The organism is Armatimonas rosea, assembly GCF_014202505.1.
GTDB classification, from domain to species: domain Bacteria; phylum Armatimonadota; class Armatimonadia; order Armatimonadales; family Armatimonadaceae; genus Armatimonas; species Armatimonas rosea.
In genome coordinates this window covers 51,885-67,604 of record NZ_JACHGW010000007.1, presented here as the reverse complement: position 1 = coordinate 67,604, position 15,720 = coordinate 51,885, and the positions used below count along the sequence as shown (strand labels likewise).

Genomic DNA, 15,720 nt, shown 5'->3' with positions numbered 1-15,720 from the left:
TTGTTATTTTGCCTCCAGGTTGGCCAGCCAGAGTGTGTTGTTTTGCTCGACACTCTCGGTGAGGCCACTGATATCCAGGATCAGTAGCTGCTTGACACGGCTCGCGTCGAGTTTGTCGCGCTTGCTGTCATTATCGGGCTTGAAGTCGGCGAGCGGCAGGGTCAGCTTGCGTGCGGACCGCACCCCGGGCACCTCGATCGTCGTATTGAACTTCCCCCCTTGGTCGTCCTCGAGCTGCACCAGAAAAGTCGCCGATTTGAGGACCGCTACCGAGAGAGTCAGGCTTGTTTTTTCCGCCAGCGCCCCGCTTACGAGCGCGTGAAAGATCCCTGCGACCTTGCCACTGCCCACCTGGTAGGCCGCCTCGACACTGGTCGCGGTCAGCGGGCTCTTGGCGGCGGCCGTGCGCTTCAGGTCCGCGCCCCCCACCCCGATCCAGGAGAGCTGCGGTCGCGCAAGGCCATCGAGGCCTGGGGCGGGCAGGGCGGCGGTGCCCACGGAGAACTCCTTGAGCCATAGCTCCCGCGGTCCGGCGACAATCCCGGGAAAGAGCGCCTTAGCTGGCCCGTCCGCGGTGCGAATGAAGAACTCATGCAGGTCGATAAGGCTCACCGACTCGATCTGGTCCGCATCCAGCTTGCCATTGGCATCGGCGGGATCGCCCTTATCCCGTGCCAGAGCGAGCTCCGAGGGCGAGAACTCGATCTCCTGCCAGACATTCTTGGGCAGGGTCGCGGTTGCACTGAAGCGCCCCCCGCCCTTCTCCTGGATCAGCACCGCAAGCACGGTGTCGGTATCGGTCTTGGCGGAGAAGTGCAGACGCTGTGCGCCTTTGAGCACGCCGGGCTCAAACGTATGTACCAGCGCACTGAGCGAGTCTTTTCCCACCATGTACTCAAAGTGCAGGGTCGGAGCCGGTGGGGCCGTACGGCTCACCTTGGCGATATCCCCCAGCCCCAGCCAGCCGTCGTCACTCGTCGAAAAATCATGCCGAACCAAGGCGGTGGTCGGTGGCTGTGGGGCGGCAGGCTGCCCGACCAGCCCCAGAAGAAGCACACTAGTTAATCCGAACATCATAGCCATTGTTCTCCAGCTCTCGTTTCCGGCGCTCGGCACTCTCCGAGTCGCTGAAGGCCCCCGCTTGGACATGAAAGACCGTCTTGCCCTTACGCTGGTCGGCGATAATGGCGGGCGTGTAGCCCTGACCCCGTAGCTGTGCGACAAGCTTCTCCGCATCCTCGCGGGTAGTCTTGGTCCCCCCAATTCGAACCCGGAAGAGCCCCTTGGCAGCCACTTCTTTCTCGGCTTCCGTCTTGGGCTTGGGCTTCTCGTCGGCTGGCTTGGACTTTTCCTCCGCGGGCTTCGCCTTCTCGTCGGCAGGCTTTGCTTTTTCCTCGGCGGGCTTCGTTTTCTCGTCTGGTGTCACCGGTTTCTCATCGGCGGACTTGGACTTTTCATCGGGAGTAGCCGATTTCTCATCCGCGGGCTTCGTGGTCTCGTCGTCGGCAGGCTTTGCCTTGTCGTCGGTGACCTCCGCGTCGGGGGTAGGCTCAGGTGTCGCCGCAAGGAGTGCTTCCTCAGCCGCCTTGGCCTTTGCCTCCAGCTTTGCCTTCTCCTCGGCCTCTTTCCGCTTGCGCTCCGCCTCTTTCTCCGCCGTGATGTCCTCGACCTGTAGCGGCTGGTTGTTGACCATGGTTACCGGGAGGGAGGCGGGAGTGGGTGCCGGGGAGGGCGTCGCCACCGCAGCGGCGGGGTCCGCGTTGCCCTTCGGTCCAAAGACAAAGTAGCCCAGGCAGAAACAAACCACTACCACACCAACTGCTGCCAGCGACCATCGCAATGTGGGATTATCTGAGTCCATAATTTCGACTTCCTCTTGTAAGATACCTTGTTATTCTACCGTGTTACAGACACCAAGCGTTCCGCGAGCCGTAGCGCTCCTTCACAGGGCGATCCCGTGGCAGGGCTCGCAACCGCTCCGGGTAGCCAGCGCTCTAGCAAGACAGCAAAGGGCTCGGTCATCAGCGCCCCTAGCTCCCACATTCCTCCGACCAGCGCGACAGGAACGGACTCGTCCGCCACGAACCCCAGCTGCTCGTAGGCGGCGCGGACATAGCGCGCCAGCCAGCCCGCCGCCCCGGTATAGAGCCCCCGTGCTTCGTCGTCGCCCGCCAGCGCCTGTGCATGGACCAGGTGCACCAGGAAGCCACGCCCCTCGGCGAGCGCTCGCTGGCGTGCTCGCTCCCCCACCAGCGCGGCCTCCGAGGTCCCGAGCGCGGCGCAGACCGCCTGGGTGAGCGGGGTAGGGGGCCAGAGGCCGTCACAGGCCCGGAGCGTGCGCCGCATCAGCTCGGTCGTGACATAGGCACCGCTCCCCTCATCGCCAAACTCCCAGCCGCGCCCTCCGACCCGGACCGCCTGGCCGCGGGCATTTTCGCCGTAGACCACCGAGCCGGTCCCGGAGACACACAAGAGCCCGTGGCCACTCGGGACCGCCCCATGAAACGCGATCACATAATCTGGTACGACCGTGAGCTCCGCTGTCGGGCAGGCTGTCGCCAGTGCCTGCTCCCACCGCGCCTTGGTCTCCCCTCGGCTCACCTTCGTGATCCCCGCCGCCAGTGCGACGAGCTCACCGGGAGCCTGCCTCAAGAGGGCAACAGCGGGCTCTGGGCCGCCCTCCGGGTCGGCTACCCCCCGAATCTGCTCCTCCGCTCCGGTCTCCAGGTCTCTCCAGCGCAGGCGCACCTGCGTCCCTCCCGCATCAATCCCCGCGATTAGTTTTGTCATCGCTTGCAGATTCACCACACACATGATACTATTCCTTCCACTTCGGGGCGTGGCTCAGCTTGGTAGAGCGCTGCGTTCGGGTCGCAGAGGTCGCAGGTTCGAATCCTGTCGCCCCGATAGAAAAAGATAAAGAAGGCTTGCTCCGGCAGGCCTTTTTTGTTTGTATAGTGGCCCCATGAAGTTCTCCTTTCTCCGCGCCGATCGCCCTGAGCTCACCCACGGGGTGCAGAGCGGCGATATTTCTTTTGACAGCGCCGTGCTCTGGAGCCGCACCGACCGTCCCTCCAAGATGTGGGTGGAGCTGGCCGCGACAGAGTCCTTCCGCAACCCACGCCTGCTCCCCGGCCCCACGGTATTGGAGAGCTCGGGCTTTACGGGCAAGCTCTTGGTTACGGGCCTTCCCCCCGGCGAGGAGGTCTTCTACCGTGTCCACTTCACGGGCCTGGAGAGCGACAAGGCCGCCAGTGCTCCCTTGGTCGGGCGGCTCAGGACCGCTCCAGTCAAGAAGCGCGATATCACGTTTGTGTGGTCGGGGGATACCGTCGGCCAGGGCTGGGGGATCAACGAGGCCTTTGGAGGACTCAAGGGCTACGGCGCGATGCGTACCAGCAAGCCGGACTTCTTTATCAACTCCGGGGACTGCATCTACGCCGACGGCCCCCTGGCATCGGAGGTGCGCCTCCCCGATGGGACGCTCTGGAAGAATCTTGTGACCGAGGCCAAGTCCAAGGTGGCGGAGACCCTCGATGAGTTCCGGGGGGCGTTTGCCTACAACTTGCTGGACACGCACTACAAAGCCTTTGCGGCGGAGGTGCCGATGCTGGTGCAGTGGGACGACCACGAGACGCTCAATAACTGGTTTCCGGGGCGGGTGCTCGACGATCCCCGCTACAAGACCAAGAGCGCGGCACTGCTCTCCGCCCGCGCCAACCAGGCCTTCCGGGAGTGGATGCCGATCCGCGAGTGCCCCGAGGAGCCGGGCCGTGTCTACCGAAAGATCGCCTATGGCCCCCTGCTCGATGTCTTTCTGATCGACATGCGTACCTACCGCGGCGACAACACCGACGGCCGCGAGGCGACTCCGGGTGCCGACACTCCCCTCTTCGGCCCCGCCCAGCTCGCCTGGCTCAAGCGCGAGCTCACGGCGAGTAAGGCACTCTGGAAAGTAATCGCCTCAGACATGCCTCTCGGGCTGGTTGTGGGCGATACCTACCAAGGAAAGAAAACCATCGAGGCCGTGGCCAACGGCGATGGCGCGGCCACGGGCCGGGAGCTCGAGCTAGCCGAGCTCCTGACAGCGCTCAAGAAGCAGCGTGTCCATAATATTATCTGGCTCACTGCCGATGTCCACTACTGCGCCGCCCACTACTACGATCCCAACAAGGCTGTCTTTCAGGACTTTCTTCCCTTCCATGAGTTTGTGGCGGGGCCCATCCATGCCGGCACCTTCGGCCCCAACAAGCTCGACAACACCTTTGGGCCACAGGTGCTCTTCCAGAAGGCGGGGACGGGTGGTCCCGCCGCAGGGAACCAGTTCTTTGGCGAGGTGAGGCTCACGGCAGCCACGGGGGAGCTGAGTGTTACCCTAAAAGACACCGACCAGCACGTGCTCCACACAACCCGGCTCTCTCCCCAGCGTCGCTAGGCACACGGAGCAAGTTTTGCACTTACTGATAGATCCCACACGCCTATCTGATAATTTTTGACACCTGCTTTCCGCCTTTCCCCTACGATTCCGAGTATGGAAGCGAAGGAAGTCCCTTCGGGAGGTAAGAAAAGGATGAGTCAGGTACTAACCGTTACCAAGTCCCCGGCTAGCGAGACCCGTGTGCGCCGCACCGAGCGCCCCGATCCCGCCTGGGTACGTGGCCGCTGCCCTGAGTGTGGCGATGAGCTGGTCTCACATCTGTACTACAAGCGCAACGAGGGCTACGTGATCCAGTGGGAGTGCTGGGCCAGTCAGGGGGAGTCCCCCACGTGCGGCTATAAAAAAGTGCTTTAACCCTATTTTTTGACCATTTGGCGAGATGAAGTGAGGTTTGATCATGATCGTAAGTAACAATATAAATATGACCACTGCCAATGCACTGACGCGGGTACAGGTCTACAAGCAAGTCACCCGGGATCGGGTCTTGGATGTGAGTGAGATGCTCTCTCTGGAGCCGCGGCGTAGTAAGATTGCCTTCACGCTCGTAGAGTTCGATGAGAGCCATAAAGCAACCGTACGCGTCAAGCACTACGCCGATGCGGCGGACTTTAAGCTGGTCTGTTGGGACATTCTCTACGGCAGCTTCGACGAGTGGACGGACTACAAGGGCACGGTCTACGACGATGGCATCCAGGCGCGGACGCTCTCTCTCCGCAAGGACACCAAGTACCGCCAGCCCTTTGTTCTCAAGATCGACAACGGCCACGGCGAGACCCTCGCCAGCGGTGCGGTCAAGATGGTGGAGGTGCGAGACTCTCTCACGCTGCTCCTCTCCGAGTTTGAGGCCCGCAAGCTCGCGCAGACGGTTCTCGACTACATCCGCGACTGGGAGACCGTCAACTTCCGCCGCCGCCAAGAGGCGATGACCGTGGTCTTGCCGCTGGCCGAGCTCTCTCAGCCAACGCTCCCCCTGCACGAGAGCGAGCCCGAGACGGCTCCGACGGAGCCCGAGGAGTCCCCCGCACCACGTTCTCGGCGCCGTAGTGCCAAGGCGGCCTAAGGTTATTGGTAGGGACTGCCAAAAATAGTGGCATGTCCCTGCCTCCTATTGTCAGCGAGAATATCGAGCGTTTCTATGGCTCAGACAGTGCCTACCGGCCCTACGCCATTGCCATCACATTCTTCTTACTCCTGGTGTTTAAGCGCGATAGCCGCCGCGCCGGGGTGATCGGGATTGCGTGCACGGTCCTGGCGTACTATGTTGTCGGGTTTGTGGGCGATGCCTTTGTGCAGTTTGCCCCACCTCCCCCGCAAGCCGCTCCCGCCAAGAAGCACTACTAGCGCGAGAGGCGCAGATTCGTCACGCTCTCGGGCGGAAGAAAGCCACGCAGCAACAGATAGCCCCCCTTAGCCTCCGCCGACTCCACCCGGATCGGGGCGCGCAAGCCCGAAAAATCCACCACGGGGTTGAGCCGCTCCGCCACAAAATCAAGGAGGGGCTTGGGGATGGGGACGATCAGGAGCCGTGCCTTGTCGGGCTCGAAGTCCAGCGCCACGCCGCCTCCTTTTGAGAGCAGGTTTCCCTCCACTTGAATGGGGACGGTCGGGTGCCCTAAGAGCTCAGGGGTCACCTGGACACTCACGTAACGCCCCCGTAGCTGCACCCGCAGATCGGCGAGCCGAGGGCGCCGGGTTCGTACGAGTCGATTCAGCTCCGCCTCATCGATACGGGCGGTAAAGCGGGCCTCGCCCACACTCTTGAGGCTGGCTCGCTCCCGGTCCACCTCGATCTCGGCGGCGTCCACCCGTAGCTCGGCGACCGTGAGCTCGGGCAGGAGCTGCACCTCACGGCCAATAATCTGCACCGTCCGAACCCGCCCCCGCATCAGTGCTCCCAGGCTCGCGGCCTTGACCTGCGCCCGGTAGCTCTTTGCCGGCCCCAGGTAGCTCGGCAGGAGCTCCTCGACCATGCGCTCCGCCTTCTTCTCGCCCGGCCGAGCGCACCCCACCAGAGCCAGCAGCATCGCGCAGACCAAGACCGCGCGTCTCATCGTGCTTCCTCGTCCTGGGAGAGTGTCAGAATCGAGGGCACCGCGACCGTGATCACGAGCGCAACCACGGTTATCCCCGCAGAGAAGTAGTAAGGCATGGTTGGCCCAAAGGTCTTGAAGAGCCAGCCTGCGAGAAGAGGGCCAATGGTGCGGGCAAGGGCATCAAACGACGACTGCACGGAGAGATTCAGCCCCTGCCCCTCGGTCGACTTTCGCGTGATCAGCGCCGAGATCGCCGGCCCCATCATCGAGCGCCCCCCGGAGAGCGGGATGGTCGGCAGGAACACCAGCCAGCTCCACTCCCGTGGCAGGGTCAGGGCGATATAGCCCACCACCAGAACCGCCATCCCGATCCGCGCGACAGTCCCCTCGCCAAGACGGGTCACAAAGCGGCCAATCAGCCCCCCTTGGACAATGATCCCGACGATCCCCACGAAGGCCATGATGATCCCAAAACGCTCGGGGAGGTTCTTATCGGTCGCGATCCCGCGTGCCAGAAGAAAGAACCCAAAGGCCTGCTCGATAGCAGCAAACCCGAGAATCGAGATAAACGACAGCGCGTAGAGCCCGATGGTTGGTCCCGTGAGCACCCGCCGTAGCTGCTCCAGAGTCCCCGGACGGTCGGCGGCGCTGAGCCGCGCACGCTCCTCCGGGGAGAGGGACTCGGGAAGGAGACGCGACGAGAGAAAGAAGTTCGCTAGAGCCATCCCGGCCGCGACATAGGCGGGAAGCGAGAGGCTGACCTTCCCCAAGAAGCCCCCGATAGCCGGCCCCATCATGAACCCCAGCCCGAAGCAAGCCCCTAGAAGCCCCATCCCCTTGGCACGGTTCTGAGGCGTTGTCACATCGGCGACATAGGCAAAGGCGACACCAATCGAGGCCGAGGAGAGCACGCCCGCGAGGAGCCGCGCGGTAAAGAGCATCCAGAGGTGCCCATTGGAGAGCCCAAAGAAGATATAGGCCACCCCCACACCGAGCAGGGAGATTAGGATCACGGGGCGACGCCCCACTCGGTCGGAGTAGCGGCCCCAGAAGGGCGCACAGAGAAACTGCGTCAGGGAGTACGATGCCGCCAGGAGGCCTCCCATAAAGGCGGCATCCCCCGCACTCTGGCCGACCGCTTGCTTGATGTAGAGCGGCAGGTTCGGCAGGATAATCCCAAAACCCAATAGGTCGATAAAGACCGTCAGGGCCAGGAGGAGAATGGGACGCAGGACGGCCTTGAAGCCATCATCGGGAAGAGAAGCATCGGAGGAGCGCTTTCGCATGACGTACTGTTGTACCATGTGAGAACCTGCCAAGAAGGGGGTACACTGGCTCTATATCCGAATCAAGGGACGAAAAAACCTCGTATGAAAAAACCGGCATTCCCTCTCTGGGCTCTCGCGCTCCTGGCACTGCTTGTAGGCGGGCTCGTGGCCATGAACTCCATTAATAGCAAAAACGTGCAGACCTACGCCGATCACGACCACGACCATGACGGTAAGCCAGACCATGGCGAGGGCGACCATCACTGAGCAAGATCGCGGGGGGCGGCGATATAATAGCCACTATGCGCTATGCCCCCCCCAAAGGTACCTACGATATCCTTCCCTCGGCTCCCGGCCGTGATGCTGTCCAAGACTCAAGTAACTGGCAGTGGCTGGAGTCCCACTTCCGCGAGCTCTGCCGCCTCTACGCCTTCTCCGAGGTGCGAACCCCTATTTTTGAAGCCCACGAGCTGATCCACCGCTCGGTCGGTGAGGGCACGGATATCGTTGCCAAAGAGACCTTTGACTTTGTGACCAAGGGCGGCGACCACCTGACCCTGCGCCCAGAGGGCACCGCGGGCGTGATGCGGGCCTTTGTGACCAACCGCCTCTATGTCGAGCGCCCCACCAGTAAGCTGTTCTATATCGGCCCGAACTTCCGCTACGAGCGCCCGCAGAAGGGCCGCTACCGCCAGCACCACCAAGCCGGCGCGGAGCTCCTGGGGGCGGCAGGCCCGGAGGCCGATGCGGAGATTATCGCGCTTGCCTGCGCCTTCTACGCGCGCCTTGGCCTGACCGATCTGACCGTCAAGCTCAACACGGTCGGGACCCCAGAGAGCCGTGCGGCCTATGTGGAGGCACTGCGCGCCTGGGCCGAGCCGCTCCTGCCCCAGATGAGCGCCGATAACCGCCGCCGCTACGAGGAGAACGCACTACGGATGCTGGACTCCAAGGAGCCGCAGGATATCGCGCTTCTGGGCTCAGCCCCCGCCCTTCGTGACTACCTCGATGCCCCGAGCCAGGAGCACTTTGCCCAGGTGAAGCACTACCTCACCGCCCTGGGGCTCGCCTACGACGAAGACCCACGGCTGGTGCGTGGCTTTGACTACTACACCCACACCGTCTTTGAGATTCAGTCGTCGGTGCTGGGCGACAAGGCACTGGGCGGCGGCGGGCGCTACAACGGCCTGATCGAGGCGGTCGGTGGCCCCGCGACTCCCGGGATTGGGTTTGGGCTCGGGCTGGAGCGCGTCCTCCTGGCGCTCGAGGAGCTCAAGACCCTGGAGGCACCCGCCCCAACCCTCGGTGCGTTTCTCTGTCCCCTCGGAGATGCGGCACGCGCGCGCTGTGTCGAGCTGCTTGCAGAGCTTCGTCGGGCGGGAATCGCAGCGGACATGGACTACACCGAGCGGCGTATGAAGGTCATGCTGGAGCAAGCCGACCAGAACCGCGCCCGTTTTGCCGTTATTCTGGGCGATGATGAGCTTGCTAAGGGGGTAGCAACCGTTCGCGACATGCAAACCAAGGCCCAAGAGAGCATTGCCTTGGATCTGCTAGCAGAGCGGCTCGCCTAAGACCTCTTCATTTGGTGCGGACTTGCCAGAATATAGAATAGCATGCCTGTTCTATCCGTGGCCCACCGTGAAGAGCTTGTCGCGCGTCTGCTCCACGCGACGCGTGGGATCGCCTATGTCGCCCAGCTCGACCGGGAGACGGGCAGGCTATCGGACCTTGCCATTGCGGAGTGTGCGCGGGCGCAGGAGCTCCTCCCGCTCGCCCCTGGCAGTAGCTTTGGGGCAGCCTTGGAAGCCGCCATCCCCCCCGAAGACCAGCAGGCACGCTTAAGGGCCTTTCAGTCGGGGCGACGTGAGGTGCAAACCCGTGTCCGCTGCACCGACCAAGAGGGAACCACCCACTGGCTCCATGAGGAGGCGATTGTCGAAGGCACTCACGTGGTAGGGGTTCTCTCCGTGCTCCCCACCGTGCCTCCGACCATCGAGCCCCTCGTTCGCCCAGAGCCCGAGCCGGCCGCACCGCGCCCCCGCTCGCTACGAACACTCGCAAAACCAACCACCTCTGGGGAGCTGGAGCGTGCCCTCGATGAGAAACAGTTCACCCTTGCCTACCAGTTCCAGCTCCGGCCAGCGGAGAGGATGCTGGTGGGCGCGGAGGTGTTTGTCCGCTGGCGTCACCCCAGCCAGGGCCTCCTCTTTCCCGGCCGCTTCCTCCAGAAAGCGGAAGAGTCGGGGCTGATCATCCCGCTTGGCACCTGGGTGATCGAGGCCGCGTTTGCGCAACAGCAAGCCTGGCTCCAGAGAGGCTACTCGATCCCGCTGAGCATCAACCTTGCGGTCAACCAGGTCACGTCACCCCACTTTGCCGAGCAGCTCCCAGCGGCCCCGCTCAGCCTGGAGCTCCCCGAGAGTGCCCTCGCCCTCCATGGCAAGGCCCTGGTGCCGCACCTGACAGCCCTCAAGGAGCGCGACTTCACGCTGGGTCTAGACAACGCCGGCCTGACTCCCCTCCCCGAGAGCCTACTGGAGCAGCTCCCCCTCTCCTATGTCAAGCTCTCCCGCACGATTGTCCAAGACCTCGACTCCCCCGAGAACCAACAGCGAGCCGAGGCGCTGGCAGCGCAGGCACGGGAGCATAACCTCCAGCTTGTCGCCGATGGGGTCGAGACCAGTGCCCAGGCGACCTGGCTTCAGGAGCGCGGGTATCCCGTTCTTCAGGGCTACCTCTACTCCCGCCCCCTCGCCGCCGAGGCCCTTGAGGAGATCATTCGCTCGGGGAGCTACCAGCTGCCCTAGGCGCGGTTACTGCACCGCCCCCGTGGTTCTCCCCGGCCGACGGAAAGCTCCCCGCGGACTCCGTGCCAGCGGCGCACGTCGCCCGGCATCTAGGTCCAGGACGATATCCTTTTGCGGGTCTCCCCCGTTGTCTTTCCCATCGGGGCCGACGCTGTAGAGAACGGGTGCCTTCCAGTGCAGTGGTTTCCCTGAGAACGGGTCAGTAACCAGCGGGGCACCGGGGAGTGCTTTGAGAGTGTCTGGGTAGGTCCCCTGTTGCTGGCGGTAGTGGCCCAGTGCCAGTGCGAGCGGCAGGAGCTCCTGGTTGAGGCGCATCACCACCAGTTGGGCAGCCACACCGCTGTAGCGCTGGGGATACCAGTAGCCATTAAAGGCCTTGGCACGCCGCTCCTCCGCGGTATCCAGCGCCGCAAGCACCCGCCACTGGGCCGTAAGATCCTTGTCGTTCACGGTGGCGAGTGCGTTCTTTACCTCCCGCCAGTAGCGCAGGTTGATCACCTCCGAGGCATCGGCATAGAGCTTCCACCCCAGCAAGTGATCCAGTCGGTCCAGCTCCCGCCAGAGCGGGTTGTAGTCCAGAAACGGCGCATCGTCCGTTTTGTAAGGCTTGGTTCGGCTCTGGCGTGCATCGGCTTGTTCTTTGATGCACTGCACCCACCAGGCCCGCTTCAGGATGCCCACAGGCGGCTCCCAGGCCCGCAGCGCCTCTTCGCACACCGGCTGCAGCGTGGGCTCACGCGACGCCAGCTCGTAGAGGGCATTGGCGACGAGCCCCGCATGGTAGCCTCGGAGCTGCCAGACCAGTAGTCCAGGTTCCTCGGTGAGGTGCCGCGTGAGGTGCTCGACACGGGCGAGGTTGCTCAATTTCTCCGTAGGATTTTTCAGGGCACGTCCCTGCACCAGCAAAAGCCGGGCGAGCCGATCACAGCCCATCAGTACCTCCCGCCGCTGCTTCCACTCGTCGTCGGTGAGGTCGGTGTCCCAGCCAAAGTTGCAGTGTGGTCGGAGGACACCCTGGAGCGTGAGCGCCAGCGCGGGCTGGGCAGCGCGGACGAGTTTTGAAAGGCGCTTGGTATCGCTGGCACTCAGGGCCGTGCTCCGGCCCAGTGCCCGCTGAATTGTTGCACGGTCTTCCGGTGTCCACTCGGGCAGGACATTCACCGCCTCCCGGTAGAGCAGCGCGGCGTTCTCGGCGGGGAGGAGTGGGGGGCGCTTGGGGAGCTCGGCCATCTTCCGGGGGAGCCCTGCATGGCTTGCGCGCTCGCGCTCGTCGGGGAGAGTCAGGGCGAGCTTGGGCAGGCGGCTATCGCGCTCCGCCATCAGAGCCAGCACCCATGCCGTGGTTCCGAGCGCGGCAACCACGAGCAAGCCAAGCGCGCCTCTAGCCCACTTTCTGGCCCGCGACATAGACCTGCTCCGCTTTCAGAGTGAGGAGGTTCTCCGGGCTCGGGGGCGCGGAGAGAGCGACAAAGTCCGCAAGATAGCCTGGTGCGATCCGGCCCAGCTGGTGGTCGTTGTGGAGGCTATAGTGACTCCCGACCGTGTAGTCGTAGAGGGCTTCGTCCACGGTCAAGCCCCCCTCGGGGCTCCACGGATGGCGATTGACCGCGGCGTGGAGGCATAAAAAGGCATCGAGCTTCTCCACAGGGCAGTCCGACCCCAGCGCGAGGGGAATCCCCGCAGCGCGCATGGCGGCGAAGGGGTAGGCATGACGTGCTCGCTCCGCCCCGATCCGCTCCCCGGTCCAGGTGTCGGAGGTCACAAACTGCGGCTGGATCGCGGCGATAACCTTCTTTTGGGCCATCCGTGCCTGCAGATCGGGGGGCAGGATCGACGTGTGCTCGATGCGGTGACGGTGGAAGGCATTGTCTTCGTCGCCGAGGGCAAACTCAATCGCATCGAGGCTCTCGCGCACGGCCTGGTCTCCAATGGCATGGATCACAATCTGGAAGCCCTTTTTCTGGAGCTCGGCGCAGCGCTGCTTGAGGACCTCGGGGTCGTAGATGCGGGTCCCGCACTCGCCGGTCGCGTCGTAGGGCTCGGCCATGAGGGCGGTGTAGGCCCCCAGGGAGCCATCGGAGAAGAACTTCGCCCCGCCCAGCTTGAGCCAGGAGTCGCCAAAGGTCGTGCCGATCCCGTGGGCATGGAGCGTGTCGCAGCTCGCCTGAGGGGGCATCCCCGTGACCCGGATCGGGAGCTGTCCCCGCCGATGAAGGCGTGCGTATGCCCCGAGCTGCTCGGGCGTGTCAAGAAGTGTCCCCACACTGGTAATCCCACTCGCAAGCGCCACCTGGGCCGCGTGAAGCACGGCCTCCTCGCCCTCCGCCTCGGTCAGCGGGGGGACGAGCTGATAAAACGGGGTGATCGCGGTCTCGGTGTAGAGGCCCGTCTCCGGGTCGCCCGCCCTGCGCTCGGCGTCGGTGACCAGCGCCAGCGCCGCGGAGTTCACCACCATGGCATGGCCACAGATGCGGGTCAGCAGGAGCGGTCGTGTGGGCGAGAGCGCATCGAGCTCCTCTCGGGTGGGAAAGCGCCCCTCGGCCAGCTTGCTCTGGTCAAAGCCACGTGCGAGCAAGAAAGGGCCGTCGTAGCGGGCGGCGTGGTCGGCGAGCTTGGCGAAGAGCTCGCCCAAGGAGGCAACTCCCATCACATCCGCGGTTCGCAGGAGCCCCGCGCCGTACATGTAGAGGTGCAGGTGGGAGTCGCAGAAGCCAGGGACCAGGGTCTTTCCCCCGAGATCGACCCGCTCTGCATCCGGCCCCGCATAGGCAAGTGCGTCGGCGCTGCTCCCGACAAAGGCGAACGCACCCTCACGCACCACAAACGCCTCAGCGCGGGCGCTGGGAGTGGTCATCGTGTGGACAGTGGCATTAAAGTAGACAGTCACGTAGGGATTGTACCCCTTAGCGCGTGATCGTCAGCGTGCTCTTCGGTGCATGCAGTGTCGCCGTCACGCCCATTGGAAGTGTGAAGCGGCGGGGAATGTGGCCGTAGACAAAGCCGGAGACCACGCCGACTTGCTCTGGGGCGGCTTCGAGAGCGAGCTCGGGAACTCCATGGAGCAGCACGGCATCGCGCTCGTCCTTGAAGCCATTAAACGAGCCGATGAGGATGCCTGCCAGCCTCTCCAGGACGCCTGCGAGCCGGAGCTGGTTGAGCGCTCGGTCGACGGCGTAGAGCTCCTCGTAGACATCCTCGATCAAGAGCAGCCCTCCGGTCATGTCCGGGACATAGGGCGTGGCGATCAGCGACTCTAGCAGGCTCAGGCAGACCGGGAAGAGCGGCCCGGTGAGGGTGGATGCGCCGCGGTGGACAAGCAGCGGGGCATCGGTGGGCTGGGTGAAGACCGGATCGCTCTGGGTGACGGCCTGGAAGAAGCTCGCCTCCGAGAACGGGTCTAGGGTATCCTCGCCAAAGCCATCGCCCGCCGTGGCCATGATCCCTGAGTACGACACGACGCCCTTGCTCGCCAGCGCGAGGTTGAGCGCCGTGATATCCGAGTAGCCCACCAGCGGCTTGGGATCGGCACAGAGCGCCTCGTAGTCGAGCCCATCGAGCAGCTTCCCCGCCCCGTAGCCCCCACGGGCCGCCAGGATCAGGTCGATCTCCGGGTTGCGAATCAGCCCGTTAAGATCGTCGAGGCGCTGGGCTTCGGTGCCCGCGAGGTAGTCGAGGCGCGGGTGATGAGCCGTCGCATGGGGCGCGACCACGACCTTGTAGCCACGCTTTTCGAGGGCTTGCGCGCCACGCTCGACCGCGCCCTCCGGGGACGGCCCCGCGGGGGAGCAGATACCAATGGTGCCACCGGGGCGAAGAGGACGTGGCCAGTTCATAGAGGAATTGTACCCCGCTTTGGTGAACAGGCCGCCATGCAACTTGGCACAAAAACCTGGACCGAGATCCCCGGGCTCACCGAGCGGGTCGTGGTCTGTCCCATTGGCGCACTGGAGCAGCATGGGCACCACCTCCCCCTCCTCACGGACTCGTTTATCGGCGGCGAGATCGCGCGACGAGTCGAGGCAGCAACCGAGGAGATTGCCCTCTTCACCCCCATGCTCTGGGTCGGGGCGAGCCACCACCACCTGAGCTTCCCCGGGACGGTTAGCCTCTCGCAAGCGACCTACCGTGCCGTGATCGAGGACATGGCGGAGAGCCTGATCTCGGCGGGGTTTCGCAAGCTATTTTTCCTCAACTCCCACTCGGGCAATATCGTCCCCACCCAGTCCGCTTTGCTCGAAGTTCAGCTCCGCTACCAAGAGACGCTGCCCGAGCTCTATCTCTCGGTGGGCTCCTGGTTCGAGCTCGCCCTCCCCGAGCTAGCGGCCCTGGGGCTGGTGCAGAAGAAGGTGATCCATGCCTGTGAGTGGGAGACCAGTGTCATTCAGGTCACCCACCCCGAGCTCGTCAAAGACAGCCGCCCGGCATCACGGCGGGATATCGACTCGGCGTTCTGGAGCCCGGACCACATCAAGAACAATCGTCTGGCGGTCCTCCGCACGATGAAGCAAGGCAGCGAGACCGGCGCATTTGGCTTCCCCGACGACGCCTCGCCAGAGAAAGGCGAGCTTCTGATCCAGACCGCCACCGACGTAATTGTCAAGTTTGTGAGAGAATACGCAACCTGGCCGACCGTGCCTTAGCATCTCTACAGAACTTTTTCATCTTTTGGCCGTATAACAAGTCCTACAAGGAGTATGAAACTACCATGAAAGCAACCGCACTCGCCCTCGTGGCACTTTTGGCCCTCGTGGCCCCGTCTCTCGCCCAAGGAGGCCCTGGTCGTCCTGGCGGTCCCGGAGGCCCGGGCGGACCGGGAGGCCCTGGTGGACCGGGGGGTGGACGCGGCGGCAACGATCGCATCATCGCCGAGCTTGGGCTCACCGATGCGCAAAAGGCGAAGGTGAAGGCTCTCCAAACCAAGCAGCGCGAAGAGTCGCTTGCACTGCGCAAGAAGCACTTGGAGCAGCTCACGGCCCTCCTGACCCCGGAGCAGAAGAAGAAGCTGGAAGAGGCCCGCAAGAACGCCATGGGCCGCACCTCACGGCCGGGCGGCGGCGCTCCGGGTGGTCCCGGAGGACCTGGTGGCCCCGGGGGCGGCGCTCCCGGGGCCACCGGGGGGGCACCTGGAAAGTCCGGCAAGAAGGGCTAGGAACCTGCAGAGCCCCCTCCTG

The 15,720-nt window shown here is 63.9% G+C and carries 17 protein-coding genes and 1 tRNA gene; 10 read left to right on the top strand and 8 right to left on the bottom strand.

Annotated elements, in window-relative coordinates:
* Positions 1-3: 3 nt before the first annotated feature.
* The 3 genes from HNQ39_RS26370 to HNQ39_RS26360 are packed head-to-tail and all read right to left on the bottom strand — an operon-like array spanning position 4 to position 2,790.
* Positions 4-1,077 (bottom strand): hypothetical protein, encoded by a 1,074-nt coding sequence (locus HNQ39_RS26370; protein WP_184203592.1) that lies wholly within the window; start codon positions 1,075-1,077, stop codon positions 4-6.
* Positions 1,058-1,840: an SPOR domain-containing protein gene (locus HNQ39_RS26365; RefSeq protein ID WP_184203591.1), complete on the bottom strand. Its 783-nt coding sequence runs from the start codon at positions 1,838-1,840 to the stop codon at positions 1,058-1,060. The genes HNQ39_RS26370 and HNQ39_RS26365 overlap by 20 nt, the downstream gene beginning before the upstream one ends.
* A 56-nt stretch (positions 1,841-1,896) precedes the next feature.
* Entirely contained in the window at positions 1,897-2,790 is an 894-nt protein-coding gene (locus HNQ39_RS26360) for an N-acetylglucosamine kinase (protein WP_184203590.1), read from the bottom strand.
* A gap of 43 nt (positions 2,791-2,833) precedes the next feature.
* On the opposite strand from HNQ39_RS26360, the gene HNQ39_RS26355 reads away from it, so the two are divergent.
* From HNQ39_RS26355 to HNQ39_RS26335, 5 genes are all read left to right on the top strand, one after another.
* Positions 2,834-2,907 (top strand) — tRNA-Pro (locus HNQ39_RS26355).
* A 58-nt stretch (positions 2,908-2,965) separates the two neighbouring features.
* Positions 2,966-4,435: an alkaline phosphatase D family protein gene (locus HNQ39_RS26350; protein ID WP_184203589.1), complete on the top strand. Its 1,470-nt coding sequence runs from the start codon at positions 2,966-2,968 to the stop codon at positions 4,433-4,435.
* A gap of 135 nt (positions 4,436-4,570) precedes the next feature.
* Positions 4,571-4,792 carry a hypothetical protein gene (locus HNQ39_RS26345; RefSeq protein ID WP_184203588.1) on the top strand — a complete coding sequence of 74 codons (222 nt, stop codon included), beginning with the start codon at positions 4,571-4,573 and terminating at the stop codon, positions 4,790-4,792.
* Positions 4,793-4,859: 67 nt separating this feature from the next.
* Positions 4,860-5,498: a hypothetical protein gene (locus tag HNQ39_RS26340; protein WP_184203587.1), complete on the top strand. Its 639-nt coding sequence runs from the start codon at positions 4,860-4,862 to the stop codon at positions 5,496-5,498.
* 32 nt (positions 5,499-5,530) lie between these two features.
* Positions 5,531-5,779 (top strand): hypothetical protein, encoded by a 249-nt coding sequence (locus tag HNQ39_RS26335; RefSeq protein WP_184203586.1) that lies wholly within the window; start codon positions 5,531-5,533, stop codon positions 5,777-5,779.
* Here the strand turns inward: HNQ39_RS26335 and HNQ39_RS26330 are convergent.
* Positions 5,776-6,489, bottom strand: a complete 714-nt coding sequence (locus HNQ39_RS26330; RefSeq protein WP_184203585.1) for an LmeA family phospholipid-binding protein — start codon at positions 6,487-6,489, stop codon at positions 5,776-5,778. The genes HNQ39_RS26335 and HNQ39_RS26330 overlap by 4 nt on opposite strands.
* Entirely contained in the window at positions 6,486-7,757 is a 1,272-nt protein-coding gene (locus tag HNQ39_RS26325; protein WP_184203584.1) for an MFS transporter, read from the bottom strand. The genes HNQ39_RS26330 and HNQ39_RS26325 overlap by 4 nt, the downstream gene beginning before the upstream one ends.
* 84 nt (positions 7,758-7,841) lie before the next feature.
* Between HNQ39_RS26325 and HNQ39_RS26320 the strand changes: the two genes are divergently transcribed.
* The 3 genes from HNQ39_RS26320 to HNQ39_RS26310 are packed head-to-tail and all read left to right on the top strand — an operon-like array spanning position 7,842 to position 10,549.
* Positions 7,842-8,006 carry a hypothetical protein gene (locus tag HNQ39_RS26320; RefSeq protein ID WP_184203583.1) on the top strand — a complete coding sequence of 55 codons (165 nt, stop codon included), beginning with the start codon at positions 7,842-7,844 and terminating at the stop codon, positions 8,004-8,006.
* A gap of 35 nt (positions 8,007-8,041) precedes the next feature.
* Positions 8,042-9,313, top strand: coding sequence for a histidine--tRNA ligase (gene hisS / locus HNQ39_RS26315; protein ID WP_184203582.1), 1,272 nt, complete (start codon positions 8,042-8,044; stop codon positions 9,311-9,313).
* A 42-nt stretch (positions 9,314-9,355) separates the two neighbouring features.
* Positions 9,356-10,549, top strand: a complete 1,194-nt coding sequence (locus tag HNQ39_RS26310) for an EAL domain-containing protein (RefSeq protein WP_184203581.1) — start codon at positions 9,356-9,358, stop codon at positions 10,547-10,549.
* 6 nt (positions 10,550-10,555) lie between these two features.
* On the opposite strand, the gene HNQ39_RS26305 is transcribed toward HNQ39_RS26310, so the two are convergent.
* From HNQ39_RS26305 to HNQ39_RS26295, 3 genes are read right to left on the bottom strand one after another with little or no spacing between them, the layout of a single operon-like run.
* Positions 10,556-11,956, bottom strand: coding sequence for a hypothetical protein (locus HNQ39_RS26305; RefSeq protein ID WP_184203580.1), 1,401 nt, complete (start codon positions 11,954-11,956; stop codon positions 10,556-10,558).
* Positions 11,931-13,436, bottom strand: coding sequence for an amidohydrolase family protein (locus HNQ39_RS26300; RefSeq protein ID WP_184203579.1), 1,506 nt, complete (start codon positions 13,434-13,436; stop codon positions 11,931-11,933). Before HNQ39_RS26300 ends, HNQ39_RS26305 begins: the two co-directional genes overlap by 26 nt.
* Before the next feature lie 16 nt (positions 13,437-13,452).
* Positions 13,453-14,382: a S66 peptidase family protein gene (locus HNQ39_RS26295; RefSeq protein ID WP_184203578.1), complete on the bottom strand. Its 930-nt coding sequence runs from the start codon at positions 14,380-14,382 to the stop codon at positions 13,453-13,455.
* A gap of 36 nt (positions 14,383-14,418) precedes the next feature.
* On the opposite strand from HNQ39_RS26295, the gene HNQ39_RS26290 reads away from it, so the two are divergent.
* Positions 14,419-15,189, top strand: a complete 771-nt coding sequence (locus tag HNQ39_RS26290) for a creatininase family protein (protein WP_184203577.1) — start codon at positions 14,419-14,421, stop codon at positions 15,187-15,189.
* Positions 15,190-15,254: 65 nt separating this feature from the next.
* Positions 15,255-15,698: a hypothetical protein gene (locus tag HNQ39_RS26285; protein ID WP_184203576.1), complete on the top strand. Its 444-nt coding sequence runs from the start codon at positions 15,255-15,257 to the stop codon at positions 15,696-15,698.
* Positions 15,699-15,720: the final 22 nt, after the last annotated feature.

What these genes read in the sequence shown, in the direction of transcription:
- HNQ39_RS26370 (WP_184203592.1), bottom strand. Translation starts at nt 1,077, where the DNA reads ATGATGTTCGGATTAACTAGTGTGCTTCTTCTGGGGCTGGTCGGGCAG.
- HNQ39_RS26360 (WP_184203590.1), bottom strand. Translation starts at nt 2,790, where the DNA reads ATGACAAAACTAATCGCGGGGATTGATGCGGGAGGGACGCAGGTGCGC.
- HNQ39_RS26350 (WP_184203589.1), top strand. Translation starts at nt 2,966, where the DNA reads ATGAAGTTCTCCTTTCTCCGCGCCGATCGCCCTGAGCTCACCCACGGG.
- HNQ39_RS26345 (WP_184203588.1), top strand. Translation starts at nt 4,571, where the DNA reads ATGAGTCAGGTACTAACCGTTACCAAGTCCCCGGCTAGCGAGACCCGT.
- HNQ39_RS26340 (WP_184203587.1), top strand. Translation starts at nt 4,860, where the DNA reads ATGACCACTGCCAATGCACTGACGCGGGTACAGGTCTACAAGCAAGTC.
- HNQ39_RS26335 (WP_184203586.1), top strand. Translation starts at nt 5,531, where the DNA reads ATGTCCCTGCCTCCTATTGTCAGCGAGAATATCGAGCGTTTCTATGGC.
- HNQ39_RS26330 (WP_184203585.1), bottom strand. Translation starts at nt 6,489, where the DNA reads ATGAGACGCGCGGTCTTGGTCTGCGCGATGCTGCTGGCTCTGGTGGGG.
- HNQ39_RS26325 (WP_184203584.1), bottom strand. Translation starts at nt 7,757, where the DNA reads ATGCGAAAGCGCTCCTCCGATGCTTCTCTTCCCGATGATGGCTTCAAG.
- HNQ39_RS26320 (WP_184203583.1), top strand. Translation starts at nt 7,842, where the DNA reads ATGAAAAAACCGGCATTCCCTCTCTGGGCTCTCGCGCTCCTGGCACTG.
- hisS (WP_184203582.1), top strand. Translation starts at nt 8,042, where the DNA reads ATGCGCTATGCCCCCCCCAAAGGTACCTACGATATCCTTCCCTCGGCT.
- HNQ39_RS26310 (WP_184203581.1), top strand. Translation starts at nt 9,356, where the DNA reads ATGCCTGTTCTATCCGTGGCCCACCGTGAAGAGCTTGTCGCGCGTCTG.
- HNQ39_RS26305 (WP_184203580.1), bottom strand. Translation starts at nt 11,956, where the DNA reads ATGTCGCGGGCCAGAAAGTGGGCTAGAGGCGCGCTTGGCTTGCTCGTG.
- HNQ39_RS26295 (WP_184203578.1), bottom strand. Translation starts at nt 14,382, where the DNA reads ATGAACTGGCCACGTCCTCTTCGCCCCGGTGGCACCATTGGTATCTGC.
- HNQ39_RS26290 (WP_184203577.1), top strand. Translation starts at nt 14,419, where the DNA reads ATGCAACTTGGCACAAAAACCTGGACCGAGATCCCCGGGCTCACCGAG.
- HNQ39_RS26285 (WP_184203576.1), top strand. Translation starts at nt 15,255, where the DNA reads ATGAAAGCAACCGCACTCGCCCTCGTGGCACTTTTGGCCCTCGTGGCC.